The organism is Brevibacterium sp. CFH 10365, assembly GCF_009299785.1.
Classification (GTDB): domain Bacteria; phylum Actinomycetota; class Actinomycetes; order Actinomycetales; family Brevibacteriaceae; genus Brevibacterium; species Brevibacterium limosum.
Genome location: NZ_VIGO01000007.1, coordinates 172326 through 189605, shown reverse-complemented (window position 1 = coordinate 189605; position 17280 = coordinate 172326). Strand labels below are relative to the sequence as shown.

General features: G+C 63.6%; 18 protein-coding genes. 11 read left to right on the top strand and 7 right to left on the bottom strand.

Going from position 1 to position 17280, the window contains the following annotated elements:
- The first annotated feature begins 30 nt into the window (after nucleotides 1-30).
- The 3 genes from lysS to FHG09_RS15465 are packed head-to-tail and all read left to right on the top strand — an operon-like array spanning nucleotide 31 to nucleotide 2136.
- Complete coding sequence (gene lysS / locus FHG09_RS15475) at nucleotides 31-1590, top strand: lysine--tRNA ligase (RefSeq protein ID WP_152348536.1); 1560 nt, start codon at nucleotides 31-33, stop codon at nucleotides 1588-1590.
- Nucleotides 1591-1592: 2 nt separating this feature from the next.
- Entirely contained in the window at nucleotides 1593-1841 is a 249-nt protein-coding gene (locus FHG09_RS15470; protein ID WP_152348535.1) for a hypothetical protein, read from the top strand.
- Nucleotides 1807-2136, top strand: coding sequence for a histone-like nucleoid-structuring protein Lsr2 (locus tag FHG09_RS15465; RefSeq protein WP_025778016.1), 330 nt, complete (start codon nucleotides 1807-1809; stop codon nucleotides 2134-2136). Before FHG09_RS15470 ends, FHG09_RS15465 begins: the two co-directional genes overlap by 35 nt.
- Nucleotides 2137-2430: 294 nt before the next feature.
- Here FHG09_RS15465 and FHG09_RS15460 read toward each other — a convergent pair whose 3' ends face one another.
- Nucleotides 2431-3321, bottom strand: a complete 891-nt coding sequence (locus tag FHG09_RS15460) for a macrolide 2'-phosphotransferase (protein WP_152348534.1) — start codon at nucleotides 3319-3321, stop codon at nucleotides 2431-2433.
- A 233-nt stretch (nucleotides 3322-3554) separates the two neighbouring features.
- Here FHG09_RS15460 and FHG09_RS15455 point away from each other — a divergent pair, with 233 nt between their 5' ends.
- Nucleotides 3555-6095, top strand: a complete 2541-nt coding sequence (locus FHG09_RS15455; protein WP_152348603.1) for an ATP-dependent Clp protease ATP-binding subunit — start codon at nucleotides 3555-3557, stop codon at nucleotides 6093-6095.
- 102 nt (nucleotides 6096-6197) lie between these two features.
- Nucleotides 6198-6782 (top strand): amino-acid N-acetyltransferase, encoded by a 585-nt coding sequence (locus FHG09_RS15450; protein ID WP_152348533.1) that lies wholly within the window; start codon nucleotides 6198-6200, stop codon nucleotides 6780-6782.
- A gap of 66 nt (nucleotides 6783-6848) precedes the next feature.
- Here the strand turns inward: FHG09_RS15450 and FHG09_RS15445 are convergent, their stop codons facing one another.
- The gene (locus FHG09_RS15445; protein ID WP_152348532.1) at nucleotides 6849-7880 is read right to left on the bottom strand and encodes an A/G-specific adenine glycosylase; all 1032 of its coding nucleotides are present in this window, start codon (nucleotides 7878-7880) and stop codon (nucleotides 6849-6851) included.
- Between the two features lie 36 nt (nucleotides 7881-7916).
- Between FHG09_RS15445 and FHG09_RS15440 the strand changes: the two genes are divergently transcribed.
- Nucleotides 7917-8720 carry a hypothetical protein gene (locus FHG09_RS15440; protein WP_227492802.1) on the top strand — a complete coding sequence of 268 codons (804 nt, stop codon included), beginning with the start codon at nucleotides 7917-7919 and terminating at the stop codon, nucleotides 8718-8720.
- A 4-nt stretch (nucleotides 8721-8724) separates the two neighbouring features.
- Here the strand turns inward: FHG09_RS15440 and FHG09_RS15435 are convergent, their stop codons facing one another.
- The 3 genes from FHG09_RS15435 to map all read right to left on the bottom strand — a co-directional run bounded on the left by FHG09_RS15435 (nucleotide 8725) and on the right by map (nucleotide 11499).
- Nucleotides 8725-9117: a VOC family protein gene (locus tag FHG09_RS15435; protein ID WP_152348531.1), complete on the bottom strand. Its 393-nt coding sequence runs from the start codon at nucleotides 9115-9117 to the stop codon at nucleotides 8725-8727.
- Nucleotides 9118-9160: 43 nt separating this feature from the next.
- Complete coding sequence (gene radA / locus FHG09_RS15430) at nucleotides 9161-10528, bottom strand: DNA repair protein RadA (RefSeq protein WP_152348530.1); 1368 nt, start codon at nucleotides 10526-10528, stop codon at nucleotides 9161-9163.
- Nucleotides 10529-10731: 203 nt separating this feature from the next.
- Nucleotides 10732-11499: a type I methionyl aminopeptidase gene (gene map / locus FHG09_RS15425; protein WP_152348529.1), complete on the bottom strand. Its 768-nt coding sequence runs from the start codon at nucleotides 11497-11499 to the stop codon at nucleotides 10732-10734.
- 361 nt (nucleotides 11500-11860) lie between these two features.
- Here map and FHG09_RS15420 point away from each other — a divergent pair, with 361 nt between their 5' ends.
- Together FHG09_RS15420 and FHG09_RS19860 are read left to right on the top strand one after the other, a co-directional pair.
- Complete coding sequence (locus FHG09_RS15420) at nucleotides 11861-12154, top strand: hypothetical protein (RefSeq protein WP_152348528.1); 294 nt, start codon at nucleotides 11861-11863, stop codon at nucleotides 12152-12154.
- 29 nt (nucleotides 12155-12183) lie between these two features.
- Nucleotides 12184-12339, top strand: a complete 156-nt coding sequence (locus tag FHG09_RS19860; protein ID WP_193627399.1) for a hypothetical protein — start codon at nucleotides 12184-12186, stop codon at nucleotides 12337-12339.
- A 13-nt stretch (nucleotides 12340-12352) separates the two neighbouring features.
- On the opposite strand, the gene FHG09_RS15415 is transcribed toward FHG09_RS19860, so the two are convergent.
- The gene (locus tag FHG09_RS15415; RefSeq protein ID WP_152348527.1) at nucleotides 12353-13888 is read right to left on the bottom strand and encodes an aldehyde dehydrogenase family protein; all 1536 of its coding nucleotides are present in this window, start codon (nucleotides 13886-13888) and stop codon (nucleotides 12353-12355) included.
- Between the two features lie 97 nt (nucleotides 13889-13985).
- Nucleotides 13986-15188 (bottom strand): NAD(P)/FAD-dependent oxidoreductase, encoded by a 1203-nt coding sequence (locus tag FHG09_RS15410; protein ID WP_152348526.1) that lies wholly within the window; start codon nucleotides 15186-15188, stop codon nucleotides 13986-13988.
- 178 nt (nucleotides 15189-15366) lie between these two features.
- Between FHG09_RS15410 and FHG09_RS15405 the strand changes: the two genes are divergently transcribed.
- The 3 genes from FHG09_RS15405 (at nucleotide 15367) to FHG09_RS15395 (ending at nucleotide 17264) form a co-directional block, all read left to right on the top strand.
- Complete coding sequence (locus FHG09_RS15405; RefSeq protein WP_152348525.1) at nucleotides 15367-16242, top strand: LysR family transcriptional regulator; 876 nt, start codon at nucleotides 15367-15369, stop codon at nucleotides 16240-16242.
- A gap of 22 nt (nucleotides 16243-16264) precedes the next feature.
- The gene (locus FHG09_RS15400) at nucleotides 16265-16867 is read left to right on the top strand and encodes a class I SAM-dependent methyltransferase (protein ID WP_152348524.1); all 603 of its coding nucleotides are present in this window, start codon (nucleotides 16265-16267) and stop codon (nucleotides 16865-16867) included.
- A gap of 76 nt (nucleotides 16868-16943) precedes the next feature.
- Nucleotides 16944-17264 (top strand): putative quinol monooxygenase, encoded by a 321-nt coding sequence (locus FHG09_RS15395; RefSeq protein ID WP_152348523.1) that lies wholly within the window; start codon nucleotides 16944-16946, stop codon nucleotides 17262-17264.
- Nucleotides 17265-17280: the final 16 nt, after the last annotated feature.

Genomic DNA, 17280 nt, shown 5'->3' with positions numbered 1-17280 from the left:
CGCACGGGCCGTCCACGGTAGCCTTGAAGCATGGCGAACACCGACTCGAAGACACCTGAGAACGCAGACCTTTCACCCGAACACCTCGATCCGGAACAGATCCGGATCCGAAAGGACAAGCGCCAGCGTCTCCTCGACAACGGAACCGACGCCTACCCGGTCACGGTGCCCCGCACCCACAGCCTCGCCGAGGTGCACGCCGCCCACGACGGTCTCGAAACGGGGGAGGAGACCGAGGATATCGTCGGCGTCATCGGTCGAGTCGTCTTCGTCCGCACCACCGGCAAACTCTGCTTCGTCACACTGCAGGCCGGTGACGGCTCCCGCCTGCAGGGGATGCTCTCGCTGCGCGAGGTCGGCCAGGAACGCCTCGACGACTTCAAGTCCGACGTCGACCTCGGCGATTTCCTGTTCCTGCACGGGCGTGTCATCAAATCCAAGCGCGGTGAGCTCTCCGTGCTCGCGGACTCCTGGACCATGGCGTCGAAGGCCATCCGTCCGCTGCCGGGACTGCACACCGAACTGGCCGAAGACACCCGTGTCCGCCAGCGCTACCTCGATCTCATCACCCGCGAACAAGCCCGGGAGACGATGCTCACCCGCGCAAAGGTGATGTCGTCGCTGCGGAGGACCTTCGCAGACCAGGACTTCATCGAGATCGAGACGCCGATGCTGCAGACCATGCACGGCGGAGCGTCCGCGCGTCCGTTCAAGACGCATATGAACGCCTACGACATCGACATGTACCTGCGAATCGCCCCGGAGCTGTTCCTCAAGCGGGCTGTCGTCGGCGGAATCGAGAACGTCTTCGAGATCAACCGCAACTTCCGCAATGAGGGCGCAGACTCCACTCACTCTCCGGAATTCGCGATGCTCGAGGCCTATCAGTCCTTCGGTGACTACCATTCGATCGCCGATCTGACGAAGACGCTCATCCAGAACGCCGCACAGGATGCCACCGGGTCGCTCGTCGTCACTCTCGACGACGGCACCGAATACGACTTCGGCGGCGACTGGCCGGTCGTGAGCATGTATGATTCCCTGTCCGAGGAATCCGGCGTCGCGGTGACCCCTGAGACCGGAATGGACGTGCTCGACAAGATCGCCGCTAACAACGACGTCGACCTGGGCGGTGTCTTCCGCTCGCACGGCAAGTACGTCGAAGAGCTGTGGGAGCACTTCTACCAGGACAAGCTGTGGGCTCCGACCTTCGTCACCGACTTCCCGGTCGACACCTCACCGCTGGTGCGCGAGCACCGGACGAAGAAGGGCGTCGTGGAGAAGTGGGACCTGTACGTGCGCGGCTTCGAGCTGGCCACCGGCTATTCGGAGCTCGTCGACCCGATCATCCAGCGTCAGCGCTTTGAGTCCCAGGCCGCGGATGCCGCGCGCGGAGACGATGAGGCGATGGGCCTCGACGAGGACTTCCTCATGTCGATGGAACACGGAATGCCGCCGACCGGCGGAATGGGAATGGGACTCGACCGTCTGCTCATGGCATTGACCGGTTTGGGAATCCGCGAAACCATTCTGTTCCCATTCACCAAGCCATTGGCTTCTTCGCAGGAGGACTCGGCTCAGGAGGGCTGATTATGATGTTGGATATCCTCAAAGCGCTGCTTCCGTCGATCTGTGTGGGATTGCTGTTCTGGTATGTGTTCCGCAATATCGTCCGCGCAGATCGCAATGAACGCGAACAGGTGGATAAATACTATTCAGAGATTGAAGTTAGCGGAGTCGACGATAATCCGGAAACGGATGTTAAGATGACATCGACAAAATCCTCTGATTACGAAAAGAGTGAACATGGCAAGGGAAATGCGCCTCGTTCTCACGGATGATTTCGACGGAAGCGAAGCGGCGGAAACCGTTCGTTTCAGCCTCGACCAGGCTACGTACGAACTCGAGCTCTCAACAGAGAATGCTGAAAAGCTCCGCGAGACGTTCGCCCCATTCATCGCCAAAGCACGTCGTGTAGCCAATACCGGTGGCCGTGGCCGCCGTGCGGGATCGTCGGGACCCAAGCGGGATACGGCGAAGATTCGCGAGTGGGCTCAGAGCAACGGATACCAGCTCGGTGATCGTGGACGGATCCCGCTGGAGATCGTCGAAGCATACGAAGCAGCGGAGAAGTGAGAGGCTCATTGGAAAGCCGATAACTTCCGAACAGACCTGAGGGGTCAGCGAATTGAAACGCTGGCCCCTCAGGTCTTTTATATGCGGTCTCGGCATTTCCAATACCCGGCATCCAGTGCTGCGGCAGAACAGCAGTGATGGAACATCACAGACAATTGCCAGGCAGGAAGTAGTTGAAACTCATAACGGTCAATGATGCGTGCAAATGATTCGATGATGTGAGCCACGAAGCAAGGGGCCCTGAACTGTGGTCGAGGAAAGTCTTCTGCTCATCGGGCAGATGATGAAGTCGGTTCAGACGTTCGGATTCAGTTGGGCTCTGGCCGCAGCCAGATGCTCTGGCTCTCCCGTCTGCAGTGCGAAGAGCCCCAACTCGACAGGAGAAGTCGAGTAGAGCTCGGCGCAGTGCTCGGCGAATCGGGGCCAGACCCGACCACCGTCTGCCACATATCGCGCCGTCGTCGCCTCGAATGCCGAAGCAGAGACGGTGGCGCAGTGGAACATGAAATCCTTGGCCGGATCGCCGATCGACGCGGTCGTCCAGTCGAGAATGCCCACATTGACCGGCCCATCCATCAGCTGGTGGGCCGGATACACCTCGCCATGAGTCACTGTCGTGAAAGTCGGCCAATAGCTGTCGTCGTCGAGCCACGCAGCCCAACGCTCGAGCAAGGTGGGCACCACATCGAACTCGGCGGTGACATGATCGATGTCCTCACGCTTGCGTTGTCGAACCTCGGTGGGGGAGAGCTCCGGGATCCCCGAGCCGCGAACGGCGGCGGGGTCGACGGTGTGAAGTTCGGCGAGGACGGAACCGAGCGACTCCGCGTATTCGGGGGACTCGACATCGAAATGCCACCGCGGCTGTCCATCGTCGTCGATGGTCAACCCGGGATGTCCCGGCCGCAGCGGGTAGGCGATGAGATTCTCTGAGTGGATCTGCCAATCCGGGACCGCGATGCTCAGGCGAGGTGCGATGGCAGTCAGGAAGCGGCCCTCGACGGCGGCGCGAGTGGCGACATCGGAGCGCCGAGGTATCCGAAGGACCCAGGATCGGCCGTCGACCGCCTCTGCCAAGGCGACCTGGAAGTCGAGGCCGAGCTCATTGACGACGATGGAATCGGCAATGATGTCGAGACCATGGGCCCGGGCCAGCTCGAGGATGGTCGAATGATCGGTGGGCATGTCTGCAGCCTTTCTGAACTCAACGATCACGGTTCAATGCTCACGCCTCGAGTTTAGTCTTCGCTCGGATGCGAATACGGCGAGTTATCGGGAACGATCCGGTGGAGGCAGATCCTCGATGGCAATGGAATTTCGCCCACAGCCAAACCCTTTCGGCTCATGGCGAAACCTGCAATAGATCCGCGCTCATGGTGGTTAGGCTCAGAAGAATCAGAAGACCGAGGAGGATGAATATGTTCGAGCGGTTCACCGACCGAGCACGACGCGTAGTGGTGCTCGCGCAGGAAGAAGCGAAACTTCTCAAACACAACTACATCGGCACCGAGCACATTCTGCTCGGCCTCATCCACGAGGGTGAAGGCCTGGCGGCGAAGGCTCTCGAGGGTATGGACATCTCCCTCGAGCAGGTGCGTGACCAGGTCCAGGAGATCATCGGCCAGGGCCAGCAGGCTCCGAGCGGCCACATTCCCTTCACACCGCGTGCGAAGAAGGTCCTCGAGCTCAGCCTCCGTGAAGCACTGCAACTGGGACACAGCTACATCGGCACCGAGCACATTCTGCTCGGCCTCATCCGTGAGGGCGAAGGTGTTGCCGCGCAGGTGCTCGTCAAGCTCGGCGCGGACCTCGGACGCGTCCGCCAAGAAGTCATCAAGCTTCTGTCGGGCTACCAGGGCAAGGAACCCGTGTCCGCCGGCGGCCGGGAAGAGGGAACTCCCTCGGGATCCCTCGTGCTCGACCAGTTCGGCACCAACCTCACCGCGGCAGCCCGCGAGGCCAAGCTCGACCCGGTCATCGGCCGTCACGAGCAGATGCAGCGCGTGATGCAGATCCTCTCGCGCCGCACGAAGAACAACCCGGTGCTCATCGGCGAACCCGGTGTCGGTAAGACGGCTGTCGTCGAAGGCCTTGCGCAGGCCATCGTCAACGGCGAGGTCCCCGAAATCCTCGCCGACAAGCAGCTCTACACCCTCGACCTCGGTTCGCTGGTCGCAGGTTCCCGCTACCGCGGTGACTTCGAAGAGCGCCTGAAGAAGGTGCTCAAGGAGATCCGCACCCGCGGCGACATCATCCTCTTCATCGACGAGATCCACACCCTGGTGGGTGCCGGAGCCGCCGAAGGCGCGATCGATGCCGCTTCGATCCTCAAGCCCATGCTGGCTCGCGGAGAGCTGCAGACCATCGGTGCGACCACTCTGGATGAGTACCGCAAGCACATCGAGAAGGATGCCGCTCTCGAACGCCGGTTCCAGCCGATTCAGGTTCCCGAACCGTCGCTGGCGCATTCGATCGAGATCCTCAAGGGTCTGCGCGACAAGTACGAAGCGCACCACAAGGTCACTGTCACCGATGGTGCCCTGGCTGCCGCCGTGAACATGTCCGATCGCTACATCAATGACCGGTACCTGCCGGACAAGGCGATCGACCTCATCGACGAAGCCGGTGCCAAGCTGCGCATCTCACGGCTGTCGGTGCCGCAGGAAGTGCGTGACCTGGAGGAGAAGATCCTCGAGGCCCGTCACCGCAAGGAAGCCGCCATCGATGCTCAGGACTTCGAACTGGCAGCCTCGGAGCGTGACTCCGAGATGAAGCTGGTCAAGGAGAAGGAAGAGCAGACCGAGGCCTGGCGCAGGTCCGGCACCGACACCTCGAAGGTCGTCGACGCCGATCTCATCGCCGAAGTGCTCGCCTCTGCCACCGGCATTCCGATCTTCAAGCTCACCGAGGAAGAGTCCTCGCGTCTGCTGCGGATGGAAGACGAGCTGCACAAGCGCGTCATCGGTCAGGACGATGCGGTCAAGGCGATCTCGCGGGCGATCCGTCGTACCCGCGCCGGGCTGAAGGATCCGAAGCGTCCCTCCGGCTCGTTCATCTTCGCCGGCCCCACCGGTGTCGGCAAGACCGAGCTGGCCAAGGCGCTCTCGGAGTTCCTCTTCGGCGATGAGGATTCGCTCATCAGCCTGGACATGTCGGAATACTCGGAGAAGCACACCGTGTCGCGACTGTTCGGTTCGCCTCCGGGATACGTCGGCTACGAAGAGGGCGGTCAGCTCACGGAGAAGGTCCGCCGCAAGCCGTTCTCGGTCGTCCTCTTCGACGAGGTGGAGAAGGCCCACTCGGACATCTTCAACTCGCTGCTGCAGATCCTCGAAGACGGTCGCCTGACCGACTCGCAGGGTCGTGAGGTGGACTTCAAGAACACCATCATCATCATGACGACCAACCTCGGTACGCGCGATATCTCGAGTGGACTCCAGCTCGGATTCCAGGTCGAGGGTGACACGAAGACCAACTACGACCGGATGAAGCAGCGGGTCAACGAAGAGCTCAAGCAGCACTTCCGCCCCGAGTTCCTCAACCGTGTCGATGACACGATCGTGTTCCCGCAGCTGAGCATGGTCGAGATCATCAAGATCGTCGATCTCTTCCTCGAGCGCCTCGACGTCCGTCTGGCCGATCAGGGCATGAAGGTCGACGTGACTGCTGCGGCCAAGGATCTGCTCGCCGAGCGCGGCTACGATCCCGTCCTGGGTGCCCGACCGCTGCGTCGGACCATCCAGCTCGAGATCGAGGACACTCTGTCGGAGAAGATCCTGTTCAAGGAGATCGGACGCGGAGAGACCATCAAGGTCGACGTCAAGGGTGAAGGTAAGGATGCTGAGTTCACCTTCGAGGGCATCGAAACCGAGAGCCTGAAGCCCGCTGAGGATGACGACAGTGAACTCGCCGGTGCGGGTTCGTCCGGTTCGAGCGGATCTTCGGAGACCTCGGCCTGATCGTCACGTTCTCGGATGACATCGAAGAGTCCGGGGAGTCGGCAGCCGTCGACTCTCCGGACTTTTTCGTGTCCGCGTCCGGTGATGGTGTTGAATGTCGTTATGAGCTCACACGCAGGCGACTTCGATCATGGACGGATCTCCGGGGACCACCATTCCAAGCATGAACTTCCCGGAGGTCTGTACCTGCGACGGGCGAGGACCGGCGACGTCAAGGACATCGAAGCCCTGGTCGCCCCGCTGGCCGGTGAGCGGATCCTGCTCGCCAAGGACACAGTGACGTACTTCGAATCTCTCCAGGAGTTCTGGCTGGTCGTCGACCCTCAGCCCGACGGTTCGGAGATCCTCGCCGGCTGCGGTGCCCTGCATATCATCTGGGCGGACCTGGCCGAGGCACGCACGGTCGCGACATCACCGGACTACAGGGGCAGAGGAGTGGGCAAGGCGATCATCAACCAGCTGCTCGCCGATGCCCGTGAGATCGGAGTCGACCGGATGTTCTGCCTGACCTTCGAGACCGGATTCTTCGGTTCGCTCGGCTTCGAACCGATCAAGGGCATCCCGGTCTCGCCCGAGGTCTATGTCGAGCTGCTGCACTCCACCGATGAAGGTGTCGCAGAGTTCCTCGACCTGGCCCGGGTCAAACCGAACACCCTGGGCAACTCACGGATGATCAGATACCTCTGACTCAGGTACGTGTCCCACCCGATCGGGTCTCACCCGCCGCCGGCGAACTGTCGGAGGCACTGCTCCTCAGCTCTTCGGCAGAGCCAATCGCCCATCGACCTGTTGAGCCAGACCGTCGGCGACGAGATCGGCGATGAGGCGAGAGATCCTGTCCTGGTCGGCGCTGAGTTCGCGCACCCGTGCCACCGCGGCGGCGGTCGATTCGGCCAGAGAGTCCAGAAGCGAGGGATCGAAGTCGGTCACCGAGGTGGTGAAGACGTCGAGGCCGACACCGCCCTGATCGTCCCCGGCGACATGTGCGGCCTTGAGCACGTCCATGATCGCTCCGCGCAGCTGTCGATCCGTGCCCGCCCATTTCTGAGTCTTCGGTTTCGTCACCGAGGTGGGTCTGCCCGACTGGTTCCATGTGCAGATGTCCTGGAGCGGGCAGGCGGGGCAATCGGGGCTGCGTGCCGTGCAGACGAGGGCCCCGAACTCCATGACTCCGGCGTTCCATTCCACATGCTTGTCTTCGGGCACGAAGTCGGCCGCCCAGGCGGTCTCCCTCCGGCCGGGTGAGGTGGTCGGGCGTTCTCTGCCGGCGAAGAGGCGGATGAGGACCCGACGCACGTTCGTGTCCAGGACGGTTGTCTTTCGGCCGAAGGCAAAGGAGGACACCGCGGCGGCGGTATAGGAACCGATGCCCGGCAGGCGTTCAAGTTCTTCGCTCGTCTCAGGCACCCGGTTGTCCAGTTCAGCCGCGATGACTTCGGCTGCTTCCTGCAGTCGGAGAGCCCGGCGGGGGTAGCCCAACCGGTCCCAGGCGTGGAGGACTTCGGCGGTCGGTGCGGCGGCGAGATCGGCCGGTGTCGGCCACCTGTCCAGCCAGTCGTGCCAGCGTGGTTCGACGCGGGCGACAGGGGTCTGCTGAGACATGATCTCGCTGACGAGGATCGCCCAGGCGCTCGTGTTCGGATGTCTCCACGGCAGGTCGCGAGCGGCCTCCTCGAACCAGGCGATGATGGTGTCCTGAACGCGTCTGAGCACCGGTTCTGTCACCTCGGGGAAGACGGCGGAAGACCCGGAGGGATTCGTTTCGGGGCCGGCTCGGTGTGTCATTTGGATGCTCGTTCGCTTCGGCCTAGGCTCAAAGCGATGACTCCTTCCAATCGTGGTTCGCAGCCGAACAGAGCTGCCGGGCAGCCTCGCCAGTCTAGCGGGAAGCTGCCTGCTCACGTGTACCGCAGACGCCGCGTCATTCTCGGCGTGGCCAGTCTCCTCGTCCTGGGACTGCTTGTGCTCGGAATCGTCGGCATCGTCAAGGCGATCGGCGGCCGCAGCGACGAATCGGGCAAGGCAGGCGTCGAGGAGACGACTCCGGCCGAATCGACGACGGCGGCACCGGTACCGGATGAGAAGGCAGCGAGCGGAAAATGCCCCGAGGGCAAGGTCTCGCTGAAGGCGAAGGTCGATCCGAGATCCGTGAAGGACGGCAAAGAACCCGAATTCGGCATGGTCATCGAGAACAACCACACCGCCACCTGTCTCATCGAGGTCGGCACCGACGAACAGGAGTTCATCGTCGAGAAGGACGGTGACGTCGTGTGGTCGTCGAAGTACTGTGCGGCCTCAAAGGATGAGAATGCGGAGGCTTCGACCGAGTTCGCACCGCAGTCGGAGAAGACCGCGAAGCTCAAGTGGAACCGGATCAAGGTCGATAAGAACTGCAATCGCACCGATGAGGACTTCGCCCCGGGCGACTATGACCTCATCGTGAAGCTCGACGACAAGAAGAGCGAACCGACGACATTCACACTCGAAAAGGACGCTGCCGCCAAGGCCAAGGAGAAGAAGGCCGCGGAGGAGAAGAAGAAAGCCGAAGACGAGAAGAAATCGGAGGAGGAGTCCGGCGAGAAGGCCTCCTCGGATGAGGAGAAGTCAGAGGAATCGCAGGACTGAGGTCTCAGGCTCCGCGGTAGGAGCCGACTCCCCAGGAGTTCCCGTCGTGGTCGCGGAAGTCGAATTCGCGGCCGCCGTGGTCTTGGGTCGCGACCGGTCGGACGATGGCATGCCCCATGTCGACGATCTCCTGGTAGAGCCGGTCGACTTCACGTTCGGTGTCGACGACGACGTAGATCGAGCTGCCGCCCACTGCGTCGAGGGCTGATCCGTCATTGCGGACCGAGCCGATCATGATTCCACCGGTGTCGCCGAGCGCGAATTCGGCATGATCGACGAACGCAGGATCCTGCTCGTTGCGCACCATCAGCCGTTCGGTGAATCCGAGCGTGACCAGCAGTTCGATTGTCGCTTGTGCATCCGTGGTCCGAAAGGCCGGAAAAACTGTCGTGGTCATGACACCAGGATGCTCCAAAACCGTGTGAAAGTCCCGAACTTTCTCATTTCGGCTCCCGAAGTCCTTCGTTCGTCAGCATGAGTTCGACCGCTCCGGCGATGTGTTCGCACTCCTTGATCTCCATCTTGTCGGGTGCCGCGACATTGGTCATCGCTCCCTTGGCCACGACGGCATGGGTGATGCCTAAGCGTTTGGCTTCGTTGAGGCGCTGGCCGAGGTTGGGGACGTTGCGGATCTCTCCGGACAGGCTGACCTCGCCGATTGCGACGAGGTGGCGAGCCAGTGGTCTGCCGAGCAGCGCCGAGGCCAGGGACATGCAGATCGCCAGGTCACTGGCCGGCTCCGACAGCTTCGCTCCGCCGACCGTGGCCGTGAAGACATCGCTCTTGGCCAGGTTCGCCTGCGTGACGTTCTGGCTGAGCACGGCCAGCATCATCGCCACTCGGGATGAGTCGACTCCGGAGACGGACCGGCGGGACTGTCCGCCGGCGGACTCGGTGATCAGCGATTGGACTTCGACGAGCAGCGGCCGCTTGCCCTCCTGGGTCACCGTCAGGCAGGTGCCCGGCGGGTTCGCTCCGCTGCGGGAGAGGAACAGGCCCGAGGGGTCTTCAAGGCTCTTGATCCCGTTCTCCTCCATATCGAAGCAGCCCACATCGTCGGTGGGACCGAAGCGGTTCTTCACCGCCCGCAGCATACGCAGTCGCGAATGTCGTTCTCCTTCGAAGGTGCAGACGACATCGACGAGGTGCTCGAGCAGTCGGGGACCGGCGATCGTGCCGTCCTTCGTGATGTGGCCGACGAGCACGGTGGGCAGCGATCGGGCTTTGGCTTCTCGGATGAGAGCAGAGGCGACTTCCCGGACCTGGGTGACTCCACCGGGGATGCCCTCGACCTCGGAGGAGGCCAGTGTTTGGATCGAGTCGACGACGAGCAGCTCCGGCTGTTCGGCTTCGATCATCCCCAGCACCGAACCCAGATCGGTCTCGGCGGCGAGCAGCAGCGAATCGGCCAGGGCGTTGATCCGTTCGGCGCGCAGCCTGACCTGACCGGCGGATTCCTCACCGGTGACGTAGAGGACCTTGACTCCGAACATGGCGATCTTCGCAGCGACGTCGAGGAGCAGAGTCGACTTGCCGACACCGGGCTCGCCGGAGAGCAGAACGACGGCGCCGGGGACGATGCCACCGCCGAGCACCCGATCGAATTCGGGGACGAACGTCGACCTCGCCTGTGCGAGCGTCGAGTCGATCTCGCTGATCGGCTTCGCGCCGCCGGACTTCTTGACCTTCGTCTTCACCTTCGACGAGTTCGCACCCTTTTCCTCAAGGGTGCCCCAGGCCTGGCATTCGGGGCAGCGCCCCAACCATTTGACCGTCGAATAGCCGCATTCGGAACACGTGAAAGACATATCGCAATTCTGGCACGGACGACTGACACGAGAATCCGGGCACAGGAGTCCCGGCCCGAGTGAGAGCGGGAGTCAGCCCGCGCGAAAAGCAGTGGGGGATTGGCGGCGAACCAAAACGGAGGCAGGGGAGCTGCGGCGATTGCGAAGGGGCGCCCGACGATCAGTTCGTCGGGCGCCCCTTGAGCGCAGGTGCGGAAGCTCGATCAGTCGAGCGTGGTGAGGATTCGGGGACCATCCTCGGTGATGGCGATCGTGTTCTCCGAATGGGCACCATTCGAACCATCGGCCAGACGCAGGGTCCAGCCGTCCTTGTCGACGGAGAGCTTCTTCGACGTGAACGACCACCACGGTTCGATCGCCAGGGTCAGACCCGGTTTGAGGACCAGGCCGCGACCGCCCTTGCCCCGGTTGGGGACGTGCGGATCCTCGTGCATCGTGTGGCCGAGGCCGTGCCCGCCGAAGTCGAGATTGACTGGGATGCGGTGGGCGTCGGCGACGTCACCGATGGCCTTCGAGATATCGCCGAGGCGGTTGCCTGCCTGGGCGGCATCGATTCCGGCTTCGAGGCCGGCCCAGGTGGTGTCGATGAGGCGCTGGTCCTCTTCGCTGCCATTGCCGACGACGACGGAGCGGGCGGCGTCGGCGACCCAGCCGTCGATGGACACGGCGAAGTCGAGGGTGAGCAGGTCGCCGTCCTTCATCACATAGCTGTGCGGCTTGCCGTGGAGGACGCCGTCGTTGACGGACAGGCAGATGACGTTGCGGAAGGGGCCGGAGCCGAAGGAGGGGGCGTAGTCCCAATAGCAGGACTTCGCGCCGGCGTCTTCGATGAGCTTCCGGGCGGTCTTCTCCAGGTGCATGATGTCCATGCCCGGTTCTGCGATCGAGGTCAGCTCAGCCAAGGTCTTGGCGACGAAACGGCCGGTCACCGCCATCTTGTCGATCTCGGCGGGCGTCTTCAGCTCGATCACAGGGGTCTCCTTCTACGAAGTGCAGGGTTTATGCGGCGTTCACCGGTCCAAGCTCGATTTTAGTCCTCGGCAGTCCCGAAGTCGCGGCCGCGCCCACATCTGTGGGCAAGGAGACAGCCGCAGGAAGGGAGCCCGGCCCGCCGTGGGCGTGCTGGCGCTGCGGACTCTTCATCCCGCCGCGATCGGCGTGAGGTAAGGCGAATCTCGAAAAAGTCGTCGCCGGTGACGCGTTCTTCGAGATTCGCGTGACTTGAGCGGAGCGACGCACTATAGGACGGGATAGTCGTGCTGCTTGAGCGGAGTCCTGAGGTGGCAGCAAGACGTCTTGTGTTGTGGTGTTTCGGAACCTAGAGTACGGGGCATGAGGGACATCATTGTGGCGTTCTGCGTGGGTATGGGGCTGGCGAGCTCGGTGCTGGCGGGCGAAGAGGATCTCCGGACCGGCGGCCCTTGGATTCTCACGCTCATCGTCTTTCCCGCCTGCGCGCTGCTCTGCCTCGCGTTCATTATCCGCGACCACCGGCGACGGGTGTCAGCGGAGGAGAGGCGTTCAGACTCAGCAGAGGAGAGGCATTCGGACTCGGTGGCGGAGAAGCGTTCGAACTCTTCGGCTCGTGCGGCTGATCGCGATGCGCGCTCAAGCCCCTTCAGCTGAGGTCGGTGTCCGATTTCTGCGATCGCGCGATGAGCCAGCAGATCGGCCCGACGACGGCAGCAGCGGATTCTCATTCACGTCATCAGGATACCTTGTCCTGTTGTGTGCGTCCGGTTCGCTCGGTCAACGCGAAACTCGAAAAAGTCGTCACTGGCGACGACTTTTTCGAGTTTCGCGTGACCTGAGGGCGATCGCGCGTCAGAGGAACTCCACACCCTGCGCCAGCGGCAGCTCGCCGGAGTAGTTGATCGTGTTCGTGGCCGGCCGCATGTAGGCCTTCCACGAGTCCGAGCCCGACTCGCGTCCGCCGCCGGTCTCCTTCTCGCCGCCGAAGGCGCCACCGATCTCAGCTCCCGAAGTGCCGATGTTGACGTTGGCGATTCCGCAGTCGGAGCGGGACAGGAACCTCTCGGATTCGGCGAGTTCGGCAGTGAAGATCGCCGAGGACAGGCCCTGCGGCACACCGTTGTGGATCTCGAGTGCCTCATCGAGATCCGAATAGGTCACGACGTAGAGGATCGGGGCGAACGTCTCCTCCTTGACCACTGCGCTCTGTCCGGGCATGCGCACCACGGCCGGTTCGACGTAGTGGGCCTCAGGGCGTTCATCGGCGAGCACCCGGCCGCCGCCGCAGAGGACCTCGCCGCCTTCGGCCTCTGCCTGCTTGAGGGCCGCCTGCATCGCCGCGAACGACGTCTCATTGATGAGCGGTCCCACGAGCACCCCGTCATCGGTCGGCGATCCGATGCTCAGCGTCTTGTACGCGGCGACGACCTTGTCGACGAACTCATCGGCGATCGACTCGTGCACGATGAGCCGCCGCAGGGTCGTGCACCGCTGACCTGCGGTGCCGGCGGCGGCGAAGACCACTCCGCGCAGAGCCAGGTCGATGTCCGCGCTCGGGGCGACGATGGCGGCATTGTTGCCGCCGAGCTCGAGCAGGATCTTGCCGAAGCGCTCGGCCACGACGGGTCCGACCTCGCGGCCCATCCGCACCGATCCGGTCGCAGAGACCAAGGCCACGCGTTCATCCCGGACCATGACATCACCGATGTCCCGGCCTCCGACGAGGACGGGTGCGAGGTTCTCCGGGGCCCCCACCTCGGCGGCGGCCCGGGCCAGCAGGGACTGTGCCCCGAGGGCCGCGAGGACGGCGTTCTCCGACGGTTTCCACACGACCGCATCACCGGCGACCAGGGCCAGGGCGGTGTTCCAGGAGTACACCGCCACGGGGAAGTTGAACGCGGAGATGACCCCGACGACGCCGAGGGGGTGCCACGTTTCCATGAGCCGGTGACCAGGGCGTTCGCTGGGCATGGTCTTGCCCCACAGCTGCCGGGACTGACCGAGTGCGAATTCGCAGATGTCGATCATCTCCTGCACCTCACCGGCCGCCTCCGATGGGGTCTTGCCGGCTTCGACGGTGATGACCTTCGCCAGATCCTCCTTGTGCTCGCCGAGCAGCTGTCCCCACCGCTGCACCAGCTGGCCGCGGACGGGAGCGGGCACGTCCCGCCAGGTCTCGAACGCAGTCTGAGCTGCGGCGACCTTGTCCGCCGCCGTCTCTGCAGTGTCCGCGGCGATCGTGCCGAGGTCCTGTCCCGTGATGGGGGAGCGGGCAGGAAGGCTCGCCGAGGCGGCCGACCCCTCAAGCACGGAGGTGTCCACCCCGCAGGCGCTCAGTCCCGAGGTGAGGAGGTCGGTGATGGTCTGGTCGGTGGGCAGTGCGGTCATTGCTGTCCTTTCGTTGTGCCGGTCGGCTGCTTGGCCGGTCGGAGGTGGGTGGCCGATTCCGGGGAGGTCGGGTGGCGAGGTCGCGTGGGCGGAGGGCTCAGATCACATTGAGCTCCTTGCGCAGTCCGGTGGTGGTGAAGCGTCGTTTGTCCATGGGGGTCACGTCGACGAACGGGGTGCGACCGGTCATGAGGTCGGCGACGACCTCTCCGACGGCCGGGCCCATGAGGAAGCCGTGACCGGAGAACCCGCAGGCGTAGAAGAATCCCGGCAGCTCCTCGGCCTCACCGATGAGCGCATTGTGGTCGGGAGTCATCTCATACAGTCCCGCCCACCCGTGCCCCGCTTCGACATCGTCGAGGTCCGGGGTGCGGGCTTCGATGTGCTCGGCCAGGGTGGCCAGCCAGTTCGGGTCGCGTTTGTCATTGAAGGACCAGTCATCGACCTCATCGGGGCAGCCGAACAGCAGACCTGACCCTTCCGGGTGCACGTAGTAGCTGGTGGAGAAGTCGATCGTGAAGGGCATCCGCGAGGTATCGAAGCCGACGGGTTCGGAGACCATGATCTCCCGCCTCAAGGGCTTCACCGGCAGGTCGACCCCGGCCATGTCCCCGATGGGCCCGGACCAGGCTCCCGCCGCGACGACGACCTGTTCGCACTTGATCGTGCCCAGATTCGTGATCACCGAGGCGACCCTGCGATCCGTCCCGCCGTCGGTGTCGAACCCGGTGACCTCACAGTGCTTGACCACCGTGACTCCGCGCTCGCGGGCGGCGGTGACGTAGCCTGCGACGACGGCCTCGGGGGTGCAGTGGCCGTCGCCGGGGTTGAAGGCCCCGGCCACCAGCCCCTCGGTGTTGACGTACGGGGCCAGCTCGGCCACCTCGGCGACGGTGAGCATCCGGGAATCAAGCCCCATCTTCCGCTGCAGGGCCACATTCGCGGCGAAGGTCTGTGCGCACTCGTCGGAGTCGAGGAGGAATAGGTAGCCGTTGCTGACCAGATCGATGTCGACGCCGAAATCGTCCTCGAAGTTCCGCAGCACCTCGAGCCCGCGGGCGGCCAAAGCGATGTTGACCTCGTCGGAGAACTGGCAGCGCACCCCTCCGGCGGCCTTCGACGTCGATCCGGCTCCGGGAGTGTCGCGTTCGACGATGACGATGTCCTCGACTCCGCGTTCGGCCAGATGGTAGGCGATGGCTGCCCCCATGACGCCGGCGCCGATGATGACGACGGAGGCCTCGGCGGGCAGGGTTCCGGTCGTGTCTGGGTCGGTGGTCGATGCGGTTGTGGATTCCATGGTTCACCTCGCTGTCTGCCGCTGAGGCGACCGCCGTTGATCGCCTCGGCAGCGGAGAAGGCCGACGACGATGTCGGCGATTGTGCCTTGACTTCATTGTGGTTGCCATCACACTTAAGGGCAAGGGAGAGTTTGTGAACACTGCGTTCAAGAAACCTAAAGACAGAGGAGTGCTGGTATGACATGGACGCTCGGACAGCTGCGCACCTTCGTGGCTGTGGCCGAACTCGGATCGATGACGCGGGCGGCCGACCATCTCGGCTACAGCGTCGGTGCCGTGTCCCAGCACATCGCCGCGCTGCGCAAGGTCGTCGCTTCCGATCTGTTCCGGCGACGCGGTCGTGGTCTCGTCCTCGCTGAGGCCGGGCGGACACTCTTGCCCCGAGCCCGGAACATCCTCGCCGCTCAGCAGCAGGCGGAGATGGCGATGCTCGGCCGGGACTTCCGCAGCGAAGCCATGGTCACCCTCGGCGTCTTCGGGTCCGCGTCGACGACGGCGCTGCCGAAGGTGGTGCGGGAACTGGCGCAGCGTCATCCGCATATCGAGGTCCGGGCGCGGGAGATCAACGTCGAAACCATGTCGGCGGCCGTGATCGACGGAGTCATCGACTTAGGCATCGGAATCAACTATCCGGCCGTGCCGCTGCCGCCGATGCGCGGACTGCGCTGGGAGGCCGTGGCGGACGAGAACTTCGGCATCGTCGTCCCCGCGGGGACGCCCCGACCCGGCAATGCCGATCTGGCCGACGCCGATTGGATCCTCCCGCCTGCCGATGAGCTCTTCGGCCGAGCGATGCGGTTGGCCACCTCGGCGCTGGGAATCAATGCGAAGGAGACCCACATTGTCACCGACACAGCGGTCGCACTGGCGCTCGCCGGAACCGGGCTCGGCCTGACCCTGGCGACGCCGATCATGATGTCGTTGGGCGGGCCCGATGTCGACCTCCATCCCGTCGCCGAGGCGGGCGGACGAGAGATCATCGTGCTGACCTCCCCGGATCCCAGCGATCCGGTCCGCGCCGTCGCCGAGGTGGTCGCCGACGTCTTCGCATGAGGTTCCGGCCTAGGATGAGGTCATGAGCTTCGACCATCAGTGGAACAGAGTACGCAGGGCCAACCCCGACCATTCGGCGAATTACGCGCAGCGGTGGCGAGATCTCGCCGCCGCCGGTCACGACATCGGCGGCGAGGCGCGGTTCGTCAACGCCATGGCCCCGCGAGGCTCTCGCATCCTCGACGCGGGCTGCGGAACCGGCCGGGCGGGCGGACTGCTCATCGATGAAGGACACACCGTCTTCGGCGTCGACCTCGACGAATTCCTCATCTCCGTCGCCGAGGAGGACTTCCCCAGCGGTGAATGGCACACCGGCGACCTCGCCGACTTCGACTTCGCCGGTGCCGGGGTCAACGAGATCGACGTGGCCTTCTGCGCCGGAAACGTCCTGTCCTTCCTCGACCCGGCCTCCCGCCGACAGACCCTGGGCAACATCAAATCAACGCTCAAGCACGGCGGTCGCTTCGTCTCGGGCTTCGGAGCAGGCCGCGGCTACGACTTCGACGAATTCATCGACGACGTCAAGGCCACGGGGATGTTCGTCGAGCAGAAGTTCTCCACCTGGGAACTGCGCCCCTTCGACTCCGACAGCGACTTCCTCGTCCTCATCGCCGAAAGGCTGTAGTCCGGTCGATTCGCAGGTGCGTCCGAACTAAGCTGGGAACGACCCGCACAACTGATCAGCTGAAGGAGAGACCACCATGATCTTCATCGTCGTGAAGTATGACGTGAAACCCGAAAGCGTCGAGAAGTTCCCCGAGGCCGTTCGGGCCTTCACCGAGGCGACCCGCGCCGAACCCGGCAATCTCTTCTTCGAATGGTCGAAGAGCCTGGAGAACCCGAACGAGTTCGTCCTCGTCGAAGCGTTCACCGACGAAGGAGCCGAACCGCACGTCACCAGCGATCATTTCGCCGCCGGTCTCGAAGCGATGCGTCCGCATCTGGTCTCGACCCCGAAGATCATCTCCCGCAAGATCGACGGCGAAGGCTGGGACGAGATGGGCGAACTCAAGATCGACTGATCCGTCCCTGCGTTAC